General features: G+C 71.1%; 13 protein-coding genes, 1 pseudogene and 1 riboswitch. Of the genes and pseudogenes, 11 read left to right on the top strand and 3 right to left on the bottom strand.

Going from position 1 to position 15,133, the window contains the following annotated elements:
- Window positions 1–72 precede the first annotated feature (72 nt).
- The 9 genes and pseudogenes from AAC944_RS05895 to AAC944_RS05855 all read left to right on the top strand — a co-directional run bounded on the left by AAC944_RS05895 (window position 73) and on the right by AAC944_RS05855 (window position 8,062).
- On the top strand, window positions 73–999 hold the full coding sequence (locus tag AAC944_RS05895; protein ID WP_196943394.1) for a DUF881 domain-containing protein: 927 nt from the start codon (window positions 73–75) through the stop codon (window positions 997–999).
- Window positions 996–1,328: a small basic family protein gene (locus tag AAC944_RS05890; protein WP_003984969.1), complete on the top strand. Its 333-nt coding sequence runs from the start codon at window positions 996–998 to the stop codon at window positions 1,326–1,328. The genes AAC944_RS05895 and AAC944_RS05890 overlap by 4 nt, the downstream gene beginning before the upstream one ends.
- Window positions 1,329–2,089: 761 nt before the next feature.
- The gene (locus AAC944_RS05885) at window positions 2,090–3,016 is read left to right on the top strand and encodes a DUF881 domain-containing protein (RefSeq protein WP_078889018.1); all 927 of its coding nucleotides are present in this window, start codon (window positions 2,090–2,092) and stop codon (window positions 3,014–3,016) included.
- Window positions 3,017–3,122: 106 nt separating this feature from the next.
- Window positions 3,123–3,524: pseudogene (locus AAC944_RS05880) on the top strand (zinc ribbon domain-containing protein); the annotation flags it as partial.
- A gap of 105 nt (window positions 3,525–3,629) precedes the next feature.
- Complete coding sequence (locus AAC944_RS05875) at window positions 3,630–3,992, top strand: FHA domain-containing protein (RefSeq protein ID WP_368397242.1); 363 nt, start codon at window positions 3,630–3,632, stop codon at window positions 3,990–3,992.
- 17 nt (window positions 3,993–4,009) lie between these two features.
- On the top strand, window positions 4,010–4,759 hold the full coding sequence (gene ftsR, locus AAC944_RS05870) for a transcriptional regulator FtsR (protein ID WP_030625304.1): 750 nt from the start codon (window positions 4,010–4,012) through the stop codon (window positions 4,757–4,759).
- Between the two features lie 74 nt (window positions 4,760–4,833).
- Window positions 4,834–5,307 carry a bifunctional nuclease family protein gene (locus AAC944_RS05865; protein WP_030263902.1) on the top strand — a complete coding sequence of 158 codons (474 nt, stop codon included), beginning with the start codon at window positions 4,834–4,836 and terminating at the stop codon, window positions 5,305–5,307.
- A 220-nt stretch (window positions 5,308–5,527) separates the two neighbouring features.
- Window positions 5,528–6,145 carry a MerR family transcriptional regulator gene (locus AAC944_RS05860; RefSeq protein ID WP_030625307.1) on the top strand — a complete coding sequence of 206 codons (618 nt, stop codon included), beginning with the start codon at window positions 5,528–5,530 and terminating at the stop codon, window positions 6,143–6,145.
- 168 nt (window positions 6,146–6,313) lie between these two features.
- Window positions 6,314–8,062: a DNA polymerase IV gene (locus AAC944_RS05855; protein ID WP_078889021.1), complete on the top strand. Its 1,749-nt coding sequence runs from the start codon at window positions 6,314–6,316 to the stop codon at window positions 8,060–8,062.
- Here the strand turns inward: AAC944_RS05855 and AAC944_RS05850 are convergent.
- Window positions 7,945–8,355, bottom strand: coding sequence for a PRC-barrel domain-containing protein (locus AAC944_RS05850; RefSeq protein ID WP_030625313.1), 411 nt, complete (start codon window positions 8,353–8,355; stop codon window positions 7,945–7,947). The genes AAC944_RS05855 and AAC944_RS05850 overlap by 118 nt on opposite strands.
- A gap of 113 nt (window positions 8,356–8,468) precedes the next feature.
- Window positions 8,469–8,566: riboswitch (glycine riboswitch) on the top strand.
- A 188-nt stretch (window positions 8,567–8,754) separates the two neighbouring features.
- On the opposite strand from AAC944_RS05850, the gene gcvP reads away from it, so the two are divergent.
- A complete protein-coding gene (gene gcvP / locus AAC944_RS05845; protein WP_030625316.1) occupies window positions 8,755–11,640 on the top strand; it encodes an aminomethyl-transferring glycine dehydrogenase in 2,886 nt (961 codons plus the stop codon).
- 99 nt (window positions 11,641–11,739) lie between these two features.
- On the opposite strand, the gene AAC944_RS05840 is transcribed toward gcvP, so the two are convergent.
- Both AAC944_RS05840 and AAC944_RS05835 read right to left on the bottom strand, forming a co-directional pair.
- Window positions 11,740–11,946, bottom strand: coding sequence for a DUF5999 family protein (locus AAC944_RS05840; protein ID WP_030625319.1), 207 nt, complete (start codon window positions 11,944–11,946; stop codon window positions 11,740–11,742).
- Window positions 11,947–12,379: 433 nt separating this feature from the next.
- On the bottom strand, window positions 12,380–12,964 hold the full coding sequence (locus AAC944_RS05835; protein ID WP_030625322.1) for a hypothetical protein: 585 nt from the start codon (window positions 12,962–12,964) through the stop codon (window positions 12,380–12,382).
- Window positions 12,965–13,497: 533 nt separating this feature from the next.
- On the opposite strand from AAC944_RS05835, the gene AAC944_RS05830 reads away from it, so the two are divergent.
- The gene (locus tag AAC944_RS05830; protein WP_030625325.1) at window positions 13,498–15,000 is read left to right on the top strand and encodes a glutamate-cysteine ligase family protein; all 1,503 of its coding nucleotides are present in this window, start codon (window positions 13,498–13,500) and stop codon (window positions 14,998–15,000) included.
- Window positions 15,001–15,133 lie beyond the last annotated feature (133 nt).

Here is a 15,133-nt window from a genome sequence, read left to right as displayed (position 1 = left end):
GGGCCCCACCGGCGCGTCCCGATTCGGCGCGCCGGTGGGGCCATTGGGAGACTGCGCCGCCGACGTGCGACGATGTGCGGCATGTCGCAGCAGCACCCCGAACGGAGCAGCCCCGGAAAAGCTCCGCGCCCCGATGCCTCCATGTCGCTGCTGACCAATGTCATGGAGCACAGCCTCGACGACGGGTACGCCGAGGCGGCGGCCCGTAAGGCGGCCGAGGACGGTGGCCTGCCGCGTACGCTGCGGGCCAAGTTGGGCCTCGCGGCCGGGCTGGTCCTGGCCGCGGTGGTCGTCACGGTGGGGGCCGCCCAGGCGCGGATATCAGCACCGACCATGGCGAAGGAGCGCGAGGAGCTCATCGCCCGGATCGACCAGGGCACCGACAAGGCGGACCAGCTGCAGCAGCATGTCGACTCCCTCCGTGACGACGTCGGGGACATGCAGCGCAAGGCGCTCAGGAAGAGTGACAACGAGCGGGCCGACCTGCTGGCCTTGCTGTCCGGTTCCACGCAGGTCACAGGGCCTGGCGTGAAGCTGGTCGTGGACGATGCCAAGGAGGCGGAGACCGGCGGCGGCGGTCCCCGTGAGAGCTCCGGTTTCTCCGACACCGGGCGGGTGCGCGACCGGGACATGCAACGGGTCGTCAACGGCCTGTGGGAGTCCGGTGCCGAGGCCATCTCCGTCAACGGGCAGCGCCTCACCTCCCTCTCGGCGATCAGGGCAGCGGGAGACGCCATACTGGTCGACAACAAACCGCTGGCACCTCCGTATACGGTGCTGGCGGTGGGGGACGGGCAGCGGCTCAGCACCGCCTTCCAGGACAGTGCCGACGGCCAGTACCTGCATGTGCTGCAGCAGAACTACGGCGTCCGCACCAGGATTTCCACCGAGGGTGAGCTCACGCTGCCGCCCGCGCCGAGTTTGATCGTACGTACCGCACAGCCGAAGACCGGTGCCGCGCAGCCGGACGGCACCGACACAGGGAAGGGCACATCGTGATCGCCGTACTGGGCCTCATCGTGGGAGTCGTGGTCGGACTTGTGGTCCGTCCCGTGGTGCCGACGGTGGTCGAGCCCTACCTGCCGATCGCTGTCGTCGCGGCGCTGGACGCCGTGTTCGGCGGTCTGAGGGCGATGCTGGACGGCATCTTCGACGACAAGGTCTTCGTCGTCTCCTTCCTGTCCAACGTGGTCGTCGCCGCACTCATCGTCTTCCTCGGGGACAAACTGGGCGTCGGCGCCCAACTCTCCACCGGTGTCGTCGTCGTGCTCGGTATCCGCATCTTCTCCAACGCCGCCGCGATTCGCCGGCACGTGTTCAGGGCGTGAGGCCGATGGCATCCGACGACCACGACGAGACCCCGGAGCGCGACGCGTTCTCGGGGAACGAGGGGACATCCGACAGCACCCCGTCCCCGGAGGGCGGCGCGCCTTCGAAGGGGGACGCTGCCCCGAAGGGCGGTGCGACCCCGAAGGACGGTGCTGCCCCGGAGGGCAGTGCTGCGAAGGATGAAGAGCCGTCCGGCCACGAAGGGGCGGCGTCCGCGGCGCCTGAAGGTGAGCGGCCGGAGGGCGGCGAGGCGGCTGCCGGTGCGCAGAAACGTCCCGTGACGCCCCGAAGCGGTGAGCAGTCCGACGACCGCGGTGCCGACGAACGCCGTGATGTCCCGGAGCGCCGCGAAACGCCCAAGGCGCCCGACAAGCCCGTGTCGTCCGAGAGTGGGGCGGCTGCCGGTACGTCTGAGAAGTCCGTGGCGGAAGAGGCGGACGGGAAGCCGGTCCCGCCCGGCCGGGCGACCACGCGCGGCTCCGGGGAGGGCGGTACGAGGCGCCCTGGGCCGGGCCGCCTCCAGGGACCGCTGCAGGGGCCCGCTCAGGGGCGCCCGCAGCGCCCCGTACACGGTCAGGGACACCCCCAGGGGCGTCCGCAAGGCGGTCCGCAGGGGCGTCAGCAGGGACCCGGGCAGGGCGGCCCGCACGGCCCCCACGGCCCGGTACGCGGCCGTCCGCAGGGCGGTCCCGCTCAGGGGCCCGTACGAGGCCGTCCGCAGGGGCCCGGCGGCCGTCCTGGGCCTGCGGGGCGGCTGCCCATGCCGCCCGAGGGGCAGGGGGCCGGCGGCGCTCCTCAGGGGCCGCAGGGCGGCCGTCCGGGTGGCGCGTCGGCCGGCCCACAGGGGCACCGCCACGCGGTCGCAGCCGGTTCCGGAGCGGGGCACCACGGGGCCGTACCGCCCGGCCCGCCCCCGGGAGGCGGAGAGCCGTCCGGGGCCCGGCCGGAGCCGGAGGGCGCGCCCCAGCTCACCGGACGGGAGCGGCTGAAGGCCGGTCTGTGGCCGCCGCGGGTGAACCGGGCTCAATTGATTGCCGCCGTACTGCTGTTCATTCTCGGGCTGGGGCTCGCGATTCAGGTACGTTCCACCAGTGACAGCAGTGCGCTGCGCGGAGCGCGCCAGGAGGACCTGGTGCGCATCCTTGACGAGCTCGACGACCGCTCGCAGCGCCTGGAGGACGAGCAACGGCGGTTGGAAGGCCAGAAGACCGAGCTGGAGAGCAGCTCGGACCAGGCCGAGGAGGCCCGTAAGCAGACGGTGGAAAAAGAACAGCAGCTCGGGGTGCTGGCCGGTACGGTGGCGGCCGAGGGGCCCGGCATCGCGCTCACGATCGACGACCCGTCGCGTTCCGTCGAGGCCGACAAGCTCCTGGACACGATCCAGGAGCTGCGCGCGGCCGGTGCGGAGGCCATTCAGGTCAACGACGTCCGCGTCGTGGCGAACACCTACGTCTCGGACGTGCGGGGCGGCGTGGAGATCGACGGGAAGCGGGTCGTCCAACCCTTCCGCTTCAAGGTCATCGGCAAGCCCGAGGACCTGGAGCCGGCCCTGAACATCCCGGGCGGAGTCGTTCAGACATTGGAGAAGGAGCAGGCCACGGTGTCTGTGACCCGTCAGGACAAGATCGTCGTCGACGCCTTGCGCAAGGCGGAACGGCCCGATTACGCGCGGTCGTCGTCGCAGTGAGGCGGGAACGTATGGCGAGGCGTGCGACGGGGCATGAGGTAGCCGGGGGTCGGCGCACCGCACAAGTGGTGCGTGGTGGAAACTGTGTGAAGGCCCCGGACGTTGAATGGACGTCCGGATCGGCCGGTGTGTGCATCGAGGGTTCGTCCTGCCCCACGGGCGGGTCTGTTTCGTTCAAGGGGAATCGCCCGTGAGTTTTTTTGCGAAGCTGTTCGGCAAGAGTGACCGCAAGGACGGCGGCAACGCCTCTGCGCGGCACGCCGCGCCACGGCAGTCAGGTGAGCCGGCGTCCAATGAGGAGCGTCCGCTCTTCCGTGACGAGGTGACCGGCCCGGCCGGTGGCACTTCCGGTGGTCAGCGGGCAGGTTCTGTTGACCCTGCCGCGTCCGCCCCCATAGGTTTCCAGGAACCATCAGCCGCTACGGGTGGAGGGTCCGCCTTGCCGGTTTGTACGAGGTGCGGGCACCGCAATGCCGAGGCGAGCCGGTTCTGCTCCAACTGCGGTGCGCCGCTGCGCGCCGGGGGGCAGGCCGAGCGTCCTTCCGAGACGACCTCGACCATCTCCATCTCGGGGATCGAGGCGTATGACGCGGAGACGACGGGGCAGACCCCGATGCCTTCGCTGTCCCCCGAGGCCCAGGCCGCCGTGGACGCGCTGCCGCTCGGCTCCGCGCTCCTCGTCGTGCGCCGGGGCCCCAACTCCGGCAGCCGCTTCCTGCTGGACAGTGACCTGACCACGGCGGGGCGTCATCCGCAGAGTGACATCTTCCTGGACGACGTGACGGTCTCCCGCAGCCATGTGGAGTTCCGCCGCGGCCAGGACGGCGGCTTCACCGTCACCGACGTCGGCAGCCTGAACGGCACCTACGTCAACCGTGAGCGGATCGACTCCGTCCCGCTCGCCAACGGCGACGAGGTGCAGATCGGCAAGTTCCGCCTGGTCTTCTACGCGAGCCAGCGGGGCGTCGGCATCTGACCCGCCAGGGAAGGCACATGCACCACACACCGTCGGGCGGTGCCGGGTCCACCGGCACCGCCGCCGCGGCCGGCGAGCTGGTGAGCATCGGTACGGTGCTCAACCTGCTGCGCGACGAATTCCCCGAGGTCACGATCTCCAAGATCCGTTTCCTGGAGTCCGAGGGGCTGGTCGAGCCGCAGCGTACGCCGTCCGGGTACCGCAAGTTCAGCACGGAGGACGTGGAGCGGCTGGCGGACGTGCTGCGCATGCAGCGCGACCACTACCTGCCGCTGAAGGTCATCCGTGAGCACCTGGACGCCGTGGCGCGCGGTGAGGACGTGCAGCTCCCGGCGCCTGCCACGGCGCCCAGGGAGCTGCTGGACGGTGTGCAGGAGCCGTCCGGTGAGCATCCGACGGCCGCCCGGATCGGCCGCGACGAGCTGCTGGCCGCCACTGAGGTGGACGAGTCCGAGCTCGCGGACTGGGAGGCGTACGGACTGCTCGCCCCGGCGTCCGACGGCGGGTACGACATCGAAGCCGTGACGGTCGCCAAGCTCGTCGCCGAGCTGGGCCGTTTCGGCCTGGAAGCGCGCCATCTGCGGGCGGTGAAGGCCGCCGCGGAGCGCGAGGCGGGCCTGATCGAGCAGGTCGTGGCGCCGTTGAAGCGGCACCGCAACCCGCAGACCAGGGCCCATGCGGAGGCCACGGCCAGGGAGCTGGCCACGCTCTCCGTACGACTGCATGCGGCCTTGGTCCAGGCCGCTCTCCACGTCCGGCTGCCGTGACCTTGGGTGCGGTCACCCCCGCCGAGGGGGTGCCCGACTATCCAAACCGGCCGGGCACGTCCTAGGGTTGCTGTGTGAACGAGCTCGACGTCGTGGGTGTCCGGGTGGAAATGCCTTCCAACCAACCGATCGTGCTGTTGCGCGAGGTGGGAGGCGACCGCTACCTGCCCATTTGGATCGGGCCCGGCGAGGCGACCGCCATCGCCTTCGCCCAGCAGGGCATGGCCCCTGCCAGGCCGCTGACGCATGACCTCTTCAAGGACGTGCTGGAGGCGGTGGGCCAGGAGCTGTCCCAGGTGCGCATCACGGACCTGCGGGAAGGTGTCTTCTACGCCGAGCTGGTCTTCGCCAGCGGCGTGGAGGTCAGCGCCCGCCCGTCCGACGCCATAGCGCTGGCGCTCCGCACGGGTACTCCGATCTACGGGACCGACGGGGTGTTGGACGACGCCGGCATCGCGATCCCGGACGAGCAGGAGGACGAGGTGGAGAAGTTCCGCGAGTTCCTCGACCAGATCTCGCCCGAGGACTTCGGGACCAACAGCCAGTAGGGCAGGTGCGGACTCGCCGCCGCCAGGTGGCGTGCGGGGGCGCACGAGAGCAGATCCGGCGCACAACCCACCAGACATTCCCCGCATAAAGTCACGTGAAACCACTCGTAGGGTGATTATCACTCGGCGTGGCGAGCGCGGCGATCGTTGACGCACCCCGAGTGACTGCATACCGTCGATGAGGCAGGTCCCGTCCGGGACGTGGAGGACGGAGGTCGGCGTGGCAATCACCGGCGACGGTACGGCGGCGGGAGGGGCTTTGCCGCTTCACACTGGCGCGGCGAACCGTGCCCCGATGAACCGTGCCCCGGCGCAGTCCACCGGGAAGCCGGTGGACCGCGGTGCCGAGACCATCGGGTACCGAGGCCCGACGGCATGTGCCGCAGCGGGCATCACCTACCGGCAGCTGGACTACTGGGCGCGTACGGGCCTGGTGGAGCCCAGCGTGCGGCCCGCGTACGGCTCGGGCACCCAGCGGCTCTACAGCTTCCGGGACGTCGTCGTCCTGAAGATCGTCAAGCGGCTGCTCGACACCGGCGTCTCGCTGCAGAACATCCGCACGGCGGTGCAGCACCTCGCCTCGCGCGAGCTGTCCGACCTGGCGCAGATGACCCTGATGAGCGACGGCGCGACGGTGTACGAGTGCACCTCTCCGGATGAGGTCGTCGACCTGCTCCAGGGCGGTCAGGGGGTCTTCGGCATCGCCGTCGGCGTGGTCTGGCGGGACGTGGAGGCCGGGCTCTCGCAGCTGCACGGAGAGCGCGTGGACACCGGCGAGACCCTCGTCGGACACAACCCCCACGACGAGCTGGCACGCCGCCGCAACCGCGCGGTCTGAGCGACCCGGGCCCGTCGAGGAACGGGCCCGGGGCAGGACACCCGGAGGCTTTCCGCCAGGCAGGCGAGGCCTCGGAGCGGTTCGTCGCAGGCTCTCTGAGCGCTTCGTCGCAGGCTCCGCGGCCCGCCGGGCGGCCGATTGTCAGTGGCGTACGGCACCATCAGTGACGTGAGACGTGCGCCGACGATCCTGCATCTGGACATGGATGCGTTCTTCGCGGCCGCCGAGCAGGCGGCCAAGCCCAGCCTGCGGGGGAAGCCCGTGGTGGTGGGCGGCATCGGCACGCGCGGGGTCGTCTCCACGGCCTCGTACGAAGCCCGCGTCTTCGGGGTCCGCTCGGCGATGCCCACCGCCCAGGCCCGCCGGCTCTGCCCCAACGCCGCGTATCTCGCGCCGCGCTTCCACGTGTACCGCGAGGTCAGCGACAAGGTCATGGCGCTGCTGCACGAGCTGTCGCCCCTGGTGGAGCCGCTGAGCCTGGACGAGGCGTTCGTGGACCTGGAGGCCGGCGGGGTCGCCGACGACCCCGAGTCGGCCCGCGCGGTGGGGGAGCAGCTGCGCCGCGACATCCGCGCGGTGACGGGACTGACCGGCTCGGTGGGCCTCGCGGGCGCCAAGATGCTCGCGAAGATCGCGTCCGAGCAGGCCAAGCCCGACGGCCTGGTGCTGATCGAGCCGGGCACCGAGCGCGAGCTGCTCGGTCCGATGACCGTGCGGACGCTGCCCGGCGTCGGCCCGGCCACGGCCGAGGCGCTGCGTAAGGCGGGGATCCACACGGTGGCGGAGACCGCCGAGGCGGGCGAGGCGGAGCTGGTGCGGCTCCTGGGGCGGGCGCACGGCGCGGGGCTGTACGCCATGGCGCTCGGGCAGGACGACCGGCCGGTGGTCGCGGAGCGGGACGCCAAGTCGATCTCCGTCGAGGACACCTTCGAGGTGGACCTCACCGACCGCACGCGGGTGCGCGCCGAGGTGATGCGGCTGGCGGACCGGTGCGTGCAGCGGCTGCGGGCGGCGGGGCGCTCGGGCCGTACGGTCGTGCTGAAGGTGCGTAACTACGATTTCTCCACGCTGACCAGGTCCGAGACCCAGCGCGGGCCGACGGACGACCCCGCGGTGGTGCGGGAGGCGGCCGGGCGGCTGCTGGAGCTGATCGACACGACGGGCGGGGTGCGGCTGCTCGGCGTGGGTGTGAGCGGCCTCGCCGACTTCACGCAGGAGGACCTCTTCGCGCAGGCGGCGACGGAGCGGGCGGCCGAGGAGGCCCGGCTGGCCGAGGAGGCGAAGGCGGCAGCCGGTACGCACGGGAACAGCGCGGCGCAAGAGCCTGAGGAGGCCGCTGAGCGCCCCAGGAGGTGGGTGCCGGGCCTGGACGTGGTCCATGCCGAGTACGGCCCCGGATGGGTCCAGGGAAGTGGCCTGGGGCGGGTCACCGTACGGTTCGAGCAGCCCTGGTCCGCGCCGGGGCGGGTGAAGACGTTCCTGGTGGACGATCCGGAGCTGGCGCCGGGGGAGCCGCTGCCCCTGGTGGGCGGCGGCCCGGACGGCGCGGCCGCGGGTGACCTGCCGGCCTCGGCGGACCGAGTAGCGGCCGTGGCGGACCGTGTACCGGCCGCGGCCGGCGGCGGTGCGACCCCGGGCGGTGGGGATCCCTCGTCGGCAGGTGAGGAAGCGACCCCGGGCGGTGGGGAGCCCTCGTCGGCAGGTGAGGGAGCGGTCTCGGCGGGCGGTGAAGCCCCCTCGGAGGGCAACGGCGGCGCAGCGCCCTCGCCGATATCCGGGGATTCGCCTCAGTCTGCTGTTCAGTCCTCCGGCGAGCCCGCTATCCGCCCGAAGTCCCGGTCGGCGGAGCCGGTGGCCGGACCGCCGGTGTCGTCGCCGGCGAGTGCCGTGTCGGTGGCGGAGATATCCAGCCGGTAGTGGTGGTAGAGCTGGAGTTCCTGCTCGGGGGAGAGGTGCCGGCCCACACCGAAGTCCGGCGCGTCCTTGATCAGCTTCCGCTCGTACGGCACGTGCAGCGCGTCCTCGACCAGCCGGCTCGGTTCCAGGGGCACGAACGCGTCCCGGCTGAAGAGGCCCGTGCGGATCGCCGCCCACTCCGGCTCGCCGGTCGCGTCGTCCAGGTACACCTCGTCGATGGTGCCGATCTTGGTGCCGTGCCGGTCGAACGCCTTGCGGCCGATCAGACTGCGGGGATCGATATCGGTCTGCACGGTTCCTCCTACTTACCGGAACTGCCCTGTGCACCCTACGAAACGGCACATTCCCCACCCTGGCCACTCGAGGGATGCCGAGCAGTCACGCTGGTAGGCTGGTCAGCGATCGATGACCCCGTGCGGGAGAGTTCTCCGTCCCCCGGGCCGGAGGCGCCGAAGGAGCAACTCCTCCCCGGAATCTCTCAGGCACCTGTACCGCGCGGACGAGATCACTCTGGAAAGCAGGGCGGGCCACGGACCAGCGCAGTACCGGAGCCCCTCCTCACCGACGGTGAAAACCGGGCGCTGCGTACGTTCCGGTGAAGCTCTCAGGTTGAGATGACAGAGGGGGAGGCCGTCCGGGCACCCGCGCCGTGGTGCCCCTCGTAGGTCCCAGAGACCAGGAGGCCCCCGCAGATGACCACCCACCGCACTTCGCTGACCGAGCTGGAACGCGGCACCCCCTTCGAGCACCGCCACATCGGCCCCGATCAGGCGGCCCAGGCCAAGATGCTCGCCCACATCGGCTTCGGCTCGCTGGACGAACTCACCGCGGCCGCCGTCCCCGACGTGATCAAGAGCGCGGAGGCGCTGGACCTGCCCCGAGGCCGTACCGAAGCGGACGTCCTGGACGAGCTGCGGGGCCTCGCGGACCGCAACCGCGTGCTCTCCTCCATGATCGGCCTGGGCTACTACGGCACCTTCACCCCGCCGGTCATCCTGCGCAACGTCATGGAGAACCCCGCCTGGTACACCGCGTACACCCCGTACCAGCCGGAGATCTCGCAGGGCCGCCTGGAGGCGCTGCTCAACTTCCAGACCATGGTCGCCGACCTCACCGGCCTGCCCACCTCCGGCGCCTCCCTGCTGGACGAGGGCACCGCCGCCGCCGAGGCCATGGCCCTCTCCCGCCGCGTCGGCAAGGTCAAGAAGGGCGTCTTCCTCGTCGACGCCGACTGTCTGCCGCAGACCGTCGCCGTCATAGAGACCCGCGCCGAGCCCACCGGCGTCGAGGTTGTCGTCGCCGACCTGAGCGACGGCATCCCCGCCGAGATCGCCGAGCGCGGCGTCTTCGGCGTGCTGCTGCAGTACCCCGGCGCGTCCGGCGCGGTCCGCGACCCTCGCGCCGTCATCGAACAAGCTCACGAACTTGGCGCGATCGTGACCATCGCCGCCGACCTGCTCGCCCTGACGCTGCTCACCTCGCCCGGCGAGCTGGGCGCCGACATCGCCGTCGGCACCACCCAGCGCTTCGGCGTCCCGATGGGCTTCGGCGGCCCGCACGCCGGCTACATGGCCGTCCGCGAGAAGTTCGCCCGCAGCCTCCCCGGCCGCCTCGTCGGCGTCTCCGTCGACGCCGACGGCAACAAGGCCTACCGCCTGGCCCTCCAGACCCGCGAGCAGCACATCCGCCGCGAGAAGGCCACCAGCAACATCTGCACCGCGCAGGTCCTCCTCGCCGTCATGGCCGGCATGTACGCCGTCTACCACGGCCCCGAGGGCCTGGCCGCCATCGCCCGCCGTACCCACCGCTACGCCACCGTCCTCGCCGAGGGCCTGCGCGCCGGCGGCGTCGAGGTCGTGCACGGTACGTACTTCGACACGCTCACCGCACGGGTTCCCGGCCGCGCCGCCGAGGTCGTCGCCGCCGCCCGCGAGGCCGGCGTCAACCTCCGCCACGTCGACGCCGACCTGGTCGGCATCGCCTGCGACGAGACCACCGGCCGCGCCCAGCTCACCGCCGTACTCGGCGCCTTCGGCGTCCAGGGCGACATCGAGCAGCTGGACGCGGCCGCCGCCGACGCGCTGCCCGAGTCCCTGCTGCGCACCGACGACTACCTCGCCCACCCGGTCTTTCACCAGCACCGCTCCGAGACCGCGATGCTGCGCTACCTGCGCACCCTCGCCGACCGCGACTACGCGCTGGACCGCGGCATGATCCCGCTCGGCTCCTGCACGATGAAGCTGAACGCCACCACCGAGATGGAGCCGGTGACCTGGCCGCAGTTCGGCCAGCTGCACCCCTTCGCGCCGGTGGACCAGGCCCAGGGCTACCTCACCCTCATCCAGGAGCTGGAGGAGCGCCTCGCCGTCGTCACCGGCTACGACAAGGTCTCCCTGCAGCCCAACGCCGGTTCGCAGGGCGAGCTCGCGGGCCTGCTGGCGGTCCGTGCGTATCACCGCGCCAACGGCGACGAGCAGCGCACCGTCTGCCTCATCCCGTCCTCCGCGCACGGCACCAACGCCGCCAGCGCCGTGATGGCCGGCATGAAGGTCGTCGTCGTCAAGACCGGCGAGGACGGCGAGGTCGACGCCGACGACCTGCACGCCAAGATCGAGCAGTACCGCGACGAGCTGGCCGTCCTGATGGTGACCTACCCGTCCACGCACGGTGTGTTCGAGGAGCACATCACCCAGATCTGCGCGGCCGTGCACGACGCGGGCGGCCAGGTCTACGTCGACGGCGCCAACCTCAACGCGCTGGTCGGCGTCGCCGAGCCGGGCAAGTTCGGCGGCGACGTCTCGCACCTGAACCTGCACAAGACCTTCTGCATCCCGCACGGCGGCGGCGGTCCCGGCGTCGGCCCGGTCGGCGTGCGCGCGCACCTCGCGCCGTACCTCCCCAACCACCCGCTGCAGCCCACCGCGGGCCCCGAGACCGGCGTCGGCCCGATCTCCGCGGCCCCCTGGGGCTCGGCCGGCATCCTGCCGATCTCCTGGGCGTACGTCCGCCTCATGGGCGGCGAGGGCCTCAAGCGCGCCACCCAGGTCGCGGTGCTCTCCGCCAACTACATCGCCAAGCGCCTGGAGCCGCACTACCCGGTGCTCTACACCGGTCCCGGCGGCCTCGTCGCGCACGAGTGCATCATCGACGTACGGCCGCTGACCAAGGCCACCGGCGTCAGCATCGACGACGTCGCCAAGCGCCTGATCGACTACGGCTTCCACGCGCCGACGATGTCCTTCCCCGTGGCCGGCACGCTCATGATCGAGCCGACCGAGAGCGAGGACCTCGCCGAACTGGACCGTTTCTGCGAAGCGATGATCGCCATCCGCGCGGAGATCGAGAAGGTCGGCACGGGGGAGTGGGACAAGGACGACAACCCGCTGCGCAACGCCCCGCACACCGCGGCCTCCCTCACCGGCGAGTGGACCCACCCCTACACCCGTGAGGAAGCCGTCCACCCGGCCGGCGTGGACGCCACCGCCAAGTACTGGCCGCCGGTCCGCCGTATCGACGGTGCCTTCGGCGACCGCAACCTCGTGTGCTCCTGCCCGCCCCTGGAGGACTACGACGGCTGACGGCCGTCCGGCGCCCGTGGCCGTACGGCGCGGGCGCCCGCACACAAAAGGGCCCTCGGCGGTATCCGCCGGGGGCCCTGCGCGTTCCCGCTCACCGCATCAGGCTGCGGTGACGACCTGCCCGGTGCCCATCGACCGGTGCGGGTCGATGACCTGCCCGTCCGGCAGGAGCTCACCGGTGTCCTCGAAGAGGAGGACGCCGTTGCACAACAGGCTCCAGCCCTGCTCCGGGTGGTGCGCCACGAGATGGGCGGCCTCCCGGTCGGCGGACTCTGCTGACGGACACGGTGGCTGGTGCTGGCACATGGATGCTGTCTTTCGCTGCGGTGTGGTGGTGGACGTCTTCCTGCGGCGCGAAGTGGTGTTCATAGCCGCTTCCCCCGTTCGGTAGTTCGCTCCCAGTGTTGCCCTACGGACGTGATTCCGCAGGGATTTCGCAGCAGCCGTACTTACTCGGTAAGGACGCATCACCCATGAGGGCGGTTGCCGCTTCCTGGACGGCACCTATGGGTGGTCCCGCGTGGTCATTCCGGGCTAGTCCCTTGGCGGAACGGCGCGTTCGGGACGGCATCGGGCAGCCGTGCGCCCGCGTACGGGCACCCGCACGGAAGCCCGGCGTAGCGCCCCGGGCGCCCGCGGACAGCAGTGCGCCCCGCGGCGAGGAGACCGCGGGGCGCACCCCGGCAATGCGATACCTGCCCGGCGGACGGCGCTTCGAGGGGCGCCGCGTACCGGGAGCCTAGGCCGGCGAGCCGAGGAGGGGCGCCGGCGTGATGCGGAGCGTGAGACGGGACAGGAGATCGGCGACACGGTGCGGCCGGTGGGCGGCGATGCCGGGCGGTGCCGGAGCCAGTGGGACCAGCAGGTCCCCGGGCTGCGGGCAGCCTTCGGCACCGTCCGCCGTGGCGTCCTCGTGCAGCCACAGCGTGAGCATGTAGAGCTCCGGTACGGACAGCAGCCGTGGCTGATACTCGGCAGGCACGGATTCGGCCTGGTGCAGGGCCCGTTCGATCGCGGACACGTACGGTCCCTCACCGAAGTGCGAGAACGCCCAGCCGTCCGGCGTGAGCATGGCATCCGCCGTGGCCAGCGCGCGCTCGCCACCACGAATCAGGAATCGCCAGCCGGTCAGCCGGGTACGCGGGGTGCCGCGACGGGAGACGTCGTCGAGTACATGGACGGGCAGGGGACGTTCGGGACGCAGGGGTCCCTGGTGGACACGGAGGGCGGGAGTCGGGGCCTCACGTACGGCGGTAGGAGAACCGAGGGCGGTGAGGACGCTGCGCAGGGCGGGAGCAGGAGCAGGGGGTACATGCAGCGGCATGGTGGGTCGCCTCTCACTTGGGAGACACGGTGGTGCTGGGCAAGTGCGGACGGCGCTGTCAGCAGGCGGGAGCAGAGCGTGGCCGACCAGGCCATGGCCCGGCGGGGGTGTCAGCCGCTGTGCCTCAGCCTCGGAAATGCCCCGCTAGCTGGGCGCCAACTCTCTGCCTCGTTCACGGAGTTTATACGACAGGTGTTCAGTGCTTGATTCGGCTACCGCTGGCGGAGATTTTTGGCAAGTCGCATTACGGCCCGTTTTCCACGGTGTTTTAGATGCAATTATGCACCCCGTCGGTCCGCGGGCCTCGGATTACTCCGACGGCGCGGTCGGCCGGATGTCATCGTGCTTTGGAACAGGGCCAATGCGCGGGGCCCGAGCCCCCGCCGTATGCCCTCGGAATGTGCCATTCGGTCCGACCTCCCCAGCCTATCGGGGGCACCCGGCCCCCCGAGGCGTTATCGAACCGATTGCCGGGCATCATCGACCGCACGGACCCGCGGCCGCGGGTCGGCCACGTCAGGAGGGGCGCTCCGATGGGGGAGAAGGTCACTGCCGGTGGAATTGATTCCGGCGACCGGCAGCGTTATCGAAGAAGGCTGAACGAGTGCCTGGAGGGATTGGCGAGGCTACTGGCCGAGAAGCGGTTCGACCGCCCCAAGAACCTCATGGGCCTAGAGATAGAATTGAACCTCGCCAGCCCCGACGGCATGCCCAGGATGATGAACTCCGAGGTACTGGAACGCATCGCCAGCCGCGATTTCCAGACCGAGCTCGCCCAGTTCAACCTGGAAGTCAATATCCTGCCGCACCGCCTCTCCGGGCGCGTGCTCGACCAACTCGCCGAAGAACTGCGCACCGGCCTCGCCTACGCCGACCGCAAGGCCCGCGAGGTCGCAGCCCGCATCGTGATGATCGGCATCCTGCCCACCCTCACCGCCGACGACCTGGTCTCCGCCAACCTCTCCGAGGCGGACCGCTACACCCTCCTCAACGACGAGATGCGGGCCGCCCGCGGCGAGGACTTCGAACTCGACATCGAAGGAGTGGAGCGGCTCACCGCCACCTCACCCTCCATCGCCCCCGAAGCCGCCTGCACCTCCGTACAGCTCCACCTCCAGGTCACCCCCGGACGCTTCGCCGCCGTATGGAACGCCGCACAGGCACTCACCGCCGTCCAGATCGCCGTCGGCGCCAACTCGCCCTTCCTCTTCGGCCGCGAACTCTGGCGCGAAACCCGGCCACCCGTCTTCCAGCAGTCCACCGACACCCGCCCACCCGAACTCCAGGCCCAGGGCGTCCGCCCCCGCACCTGGTTCGGCGAACGCTGGATCGAATCGGCCCACGACCTCTTCGAGGAGAACGTCCGCTACTTCCCCCCGCTGCTCCCCATGTGCGGCGAGGAGGACCCCCTCGCCGTACTGGAGAAGGGCGGCATACCGGAACTCTCCGAACTCGTCCTGCACAACGGCACGGTCTACCGCTGGAACCGCCCCGTCTACGCCGTCACCGAAGGCGTCCCCCACCTCCGCGTCGAGAACCGCGTACTGCCCGCAGGGCCCACCGTCACCGACGTGATCGCCAACGCCGCCTTCTACTACGGCCTCGTACGGGCCCTCGCCGACGAACCCCGGCCCGTATGGACCCGGCTGCCGTTCGCCGCAGCCGCCGAGAACTTCGAAACCGCCTGCCGCTACGGCATCGACGCCGCCCTCCAGTGGCCCCGCCCCGGCCGCTCCGGCAGCATCGCCCAGATCCCTGCAGCACGCCTCGTACTCCAGGAACTGCTGCCCATGGCCGCCGCGGGACTCGACGGTTGGGGCGTGGCCCCCGCCGACCGCGACCACTACCTGGGCGTCATCGAGGCCCGCTGCCGCCGCCGCGTCAACGGCGCCTCCTGGCAGGCCGCGGCCTACCACCGCGCCCTGCAGAGCGGCCTGGCCCGCGACGAAGCCCTGGCCGCCATGACCCGGCGCTACAGCGACCTGATGCACGAAGGCCGGCCGGTGCACGAATGGCCGCTGGAGGGGGTTGTGTAAACACCGGAGGAGGCCCGCCCCCACGTGCGATGACTCCGGGACCTTCGGGCAAGCTGTGACCTCCACTGCGGTGCCACGTGGAGGTCACAGCTCGGCACGGCCTGTCGAGCGCGACCCGCGTACCGGCTTCCGA

Source organism: Streptomyces sclerotialus (genome assembly GCF_040907265.1).
Lineage (GTDB): Bacteria > Actinomycetota > Actinomycetes > Streptomycetales > Streptomycetaceae > Streptomyces > Streptomyces sclerotialus.
The sequence above is the reverse complement of the archived record's forward strand: the minus strand, read 5'-3'. Positions and strand labels throughout refer to the sequence as shown.

What these genes read in the sequence shown, in the direction of transcription:
- ftsR (WP_030625304.1), top strand. Translation starts at nt 4,010, where the DNA reads ATGCACCACACACCGTCGGGCGGTGCCGGGTCCACCGGCACCGCCGCC.
- AAC944_RS05840 (WP_030625319.1), bottom strand. Translation starts at nt 11,946, where the DNA reads ATGTGCCAGCACCAGCCACCGTGTCCGTCAGCAGAGTCCGCCGACCGG.
- gcvP (WP_030625316.1), top strand. Translation starts at nt 8,755, where the DNA reads ATGACCACCCACCGCACTTCGCTGACCGAGCTGGAACGCGGCACCCCC.
- AAC944_RS05830 (WP_030625325.1), top strand. Translation starts at nt 13,498, where the DNA reads ATGGGGGAGAAGGTCACTGCCGGTGGAATTGATTCCGGCGACCGGCAG.
- AAC944_RS05835 (WP_030625322.1), bottom strand. Translation starts at nt 12,964, where the DNA reads ATGCCGCTGCATGTACCCCCTGCTCCTGCTCCCGCCCTGCGCAGCGTC.
- AAC944_RS05895 (WP_196943394.1), top strand. Translation starts at nt 73, where the DNA reads ATGTGCGGCATGTCGCAGCAGCACCCCGAACGGAGCAGCCCCGGAAAA.
- AAC944_RS05875 (WP_368397242.1), top strand. Translation starts at nt 3,630, where the DNA reads ATGCCTTCGCTGTCCCCCGAGGCCCAGGCCGCCGTGGACGCGCTGCCG.
- AAC944_RS05885 (WP_078889018.1), top strand. Translation starts at nt 2,090, where the DNA reads ATGCCGCCCGAGGGGCAGGGGGCCGGCGGCGCTCCTCAGGGGCCGCAG.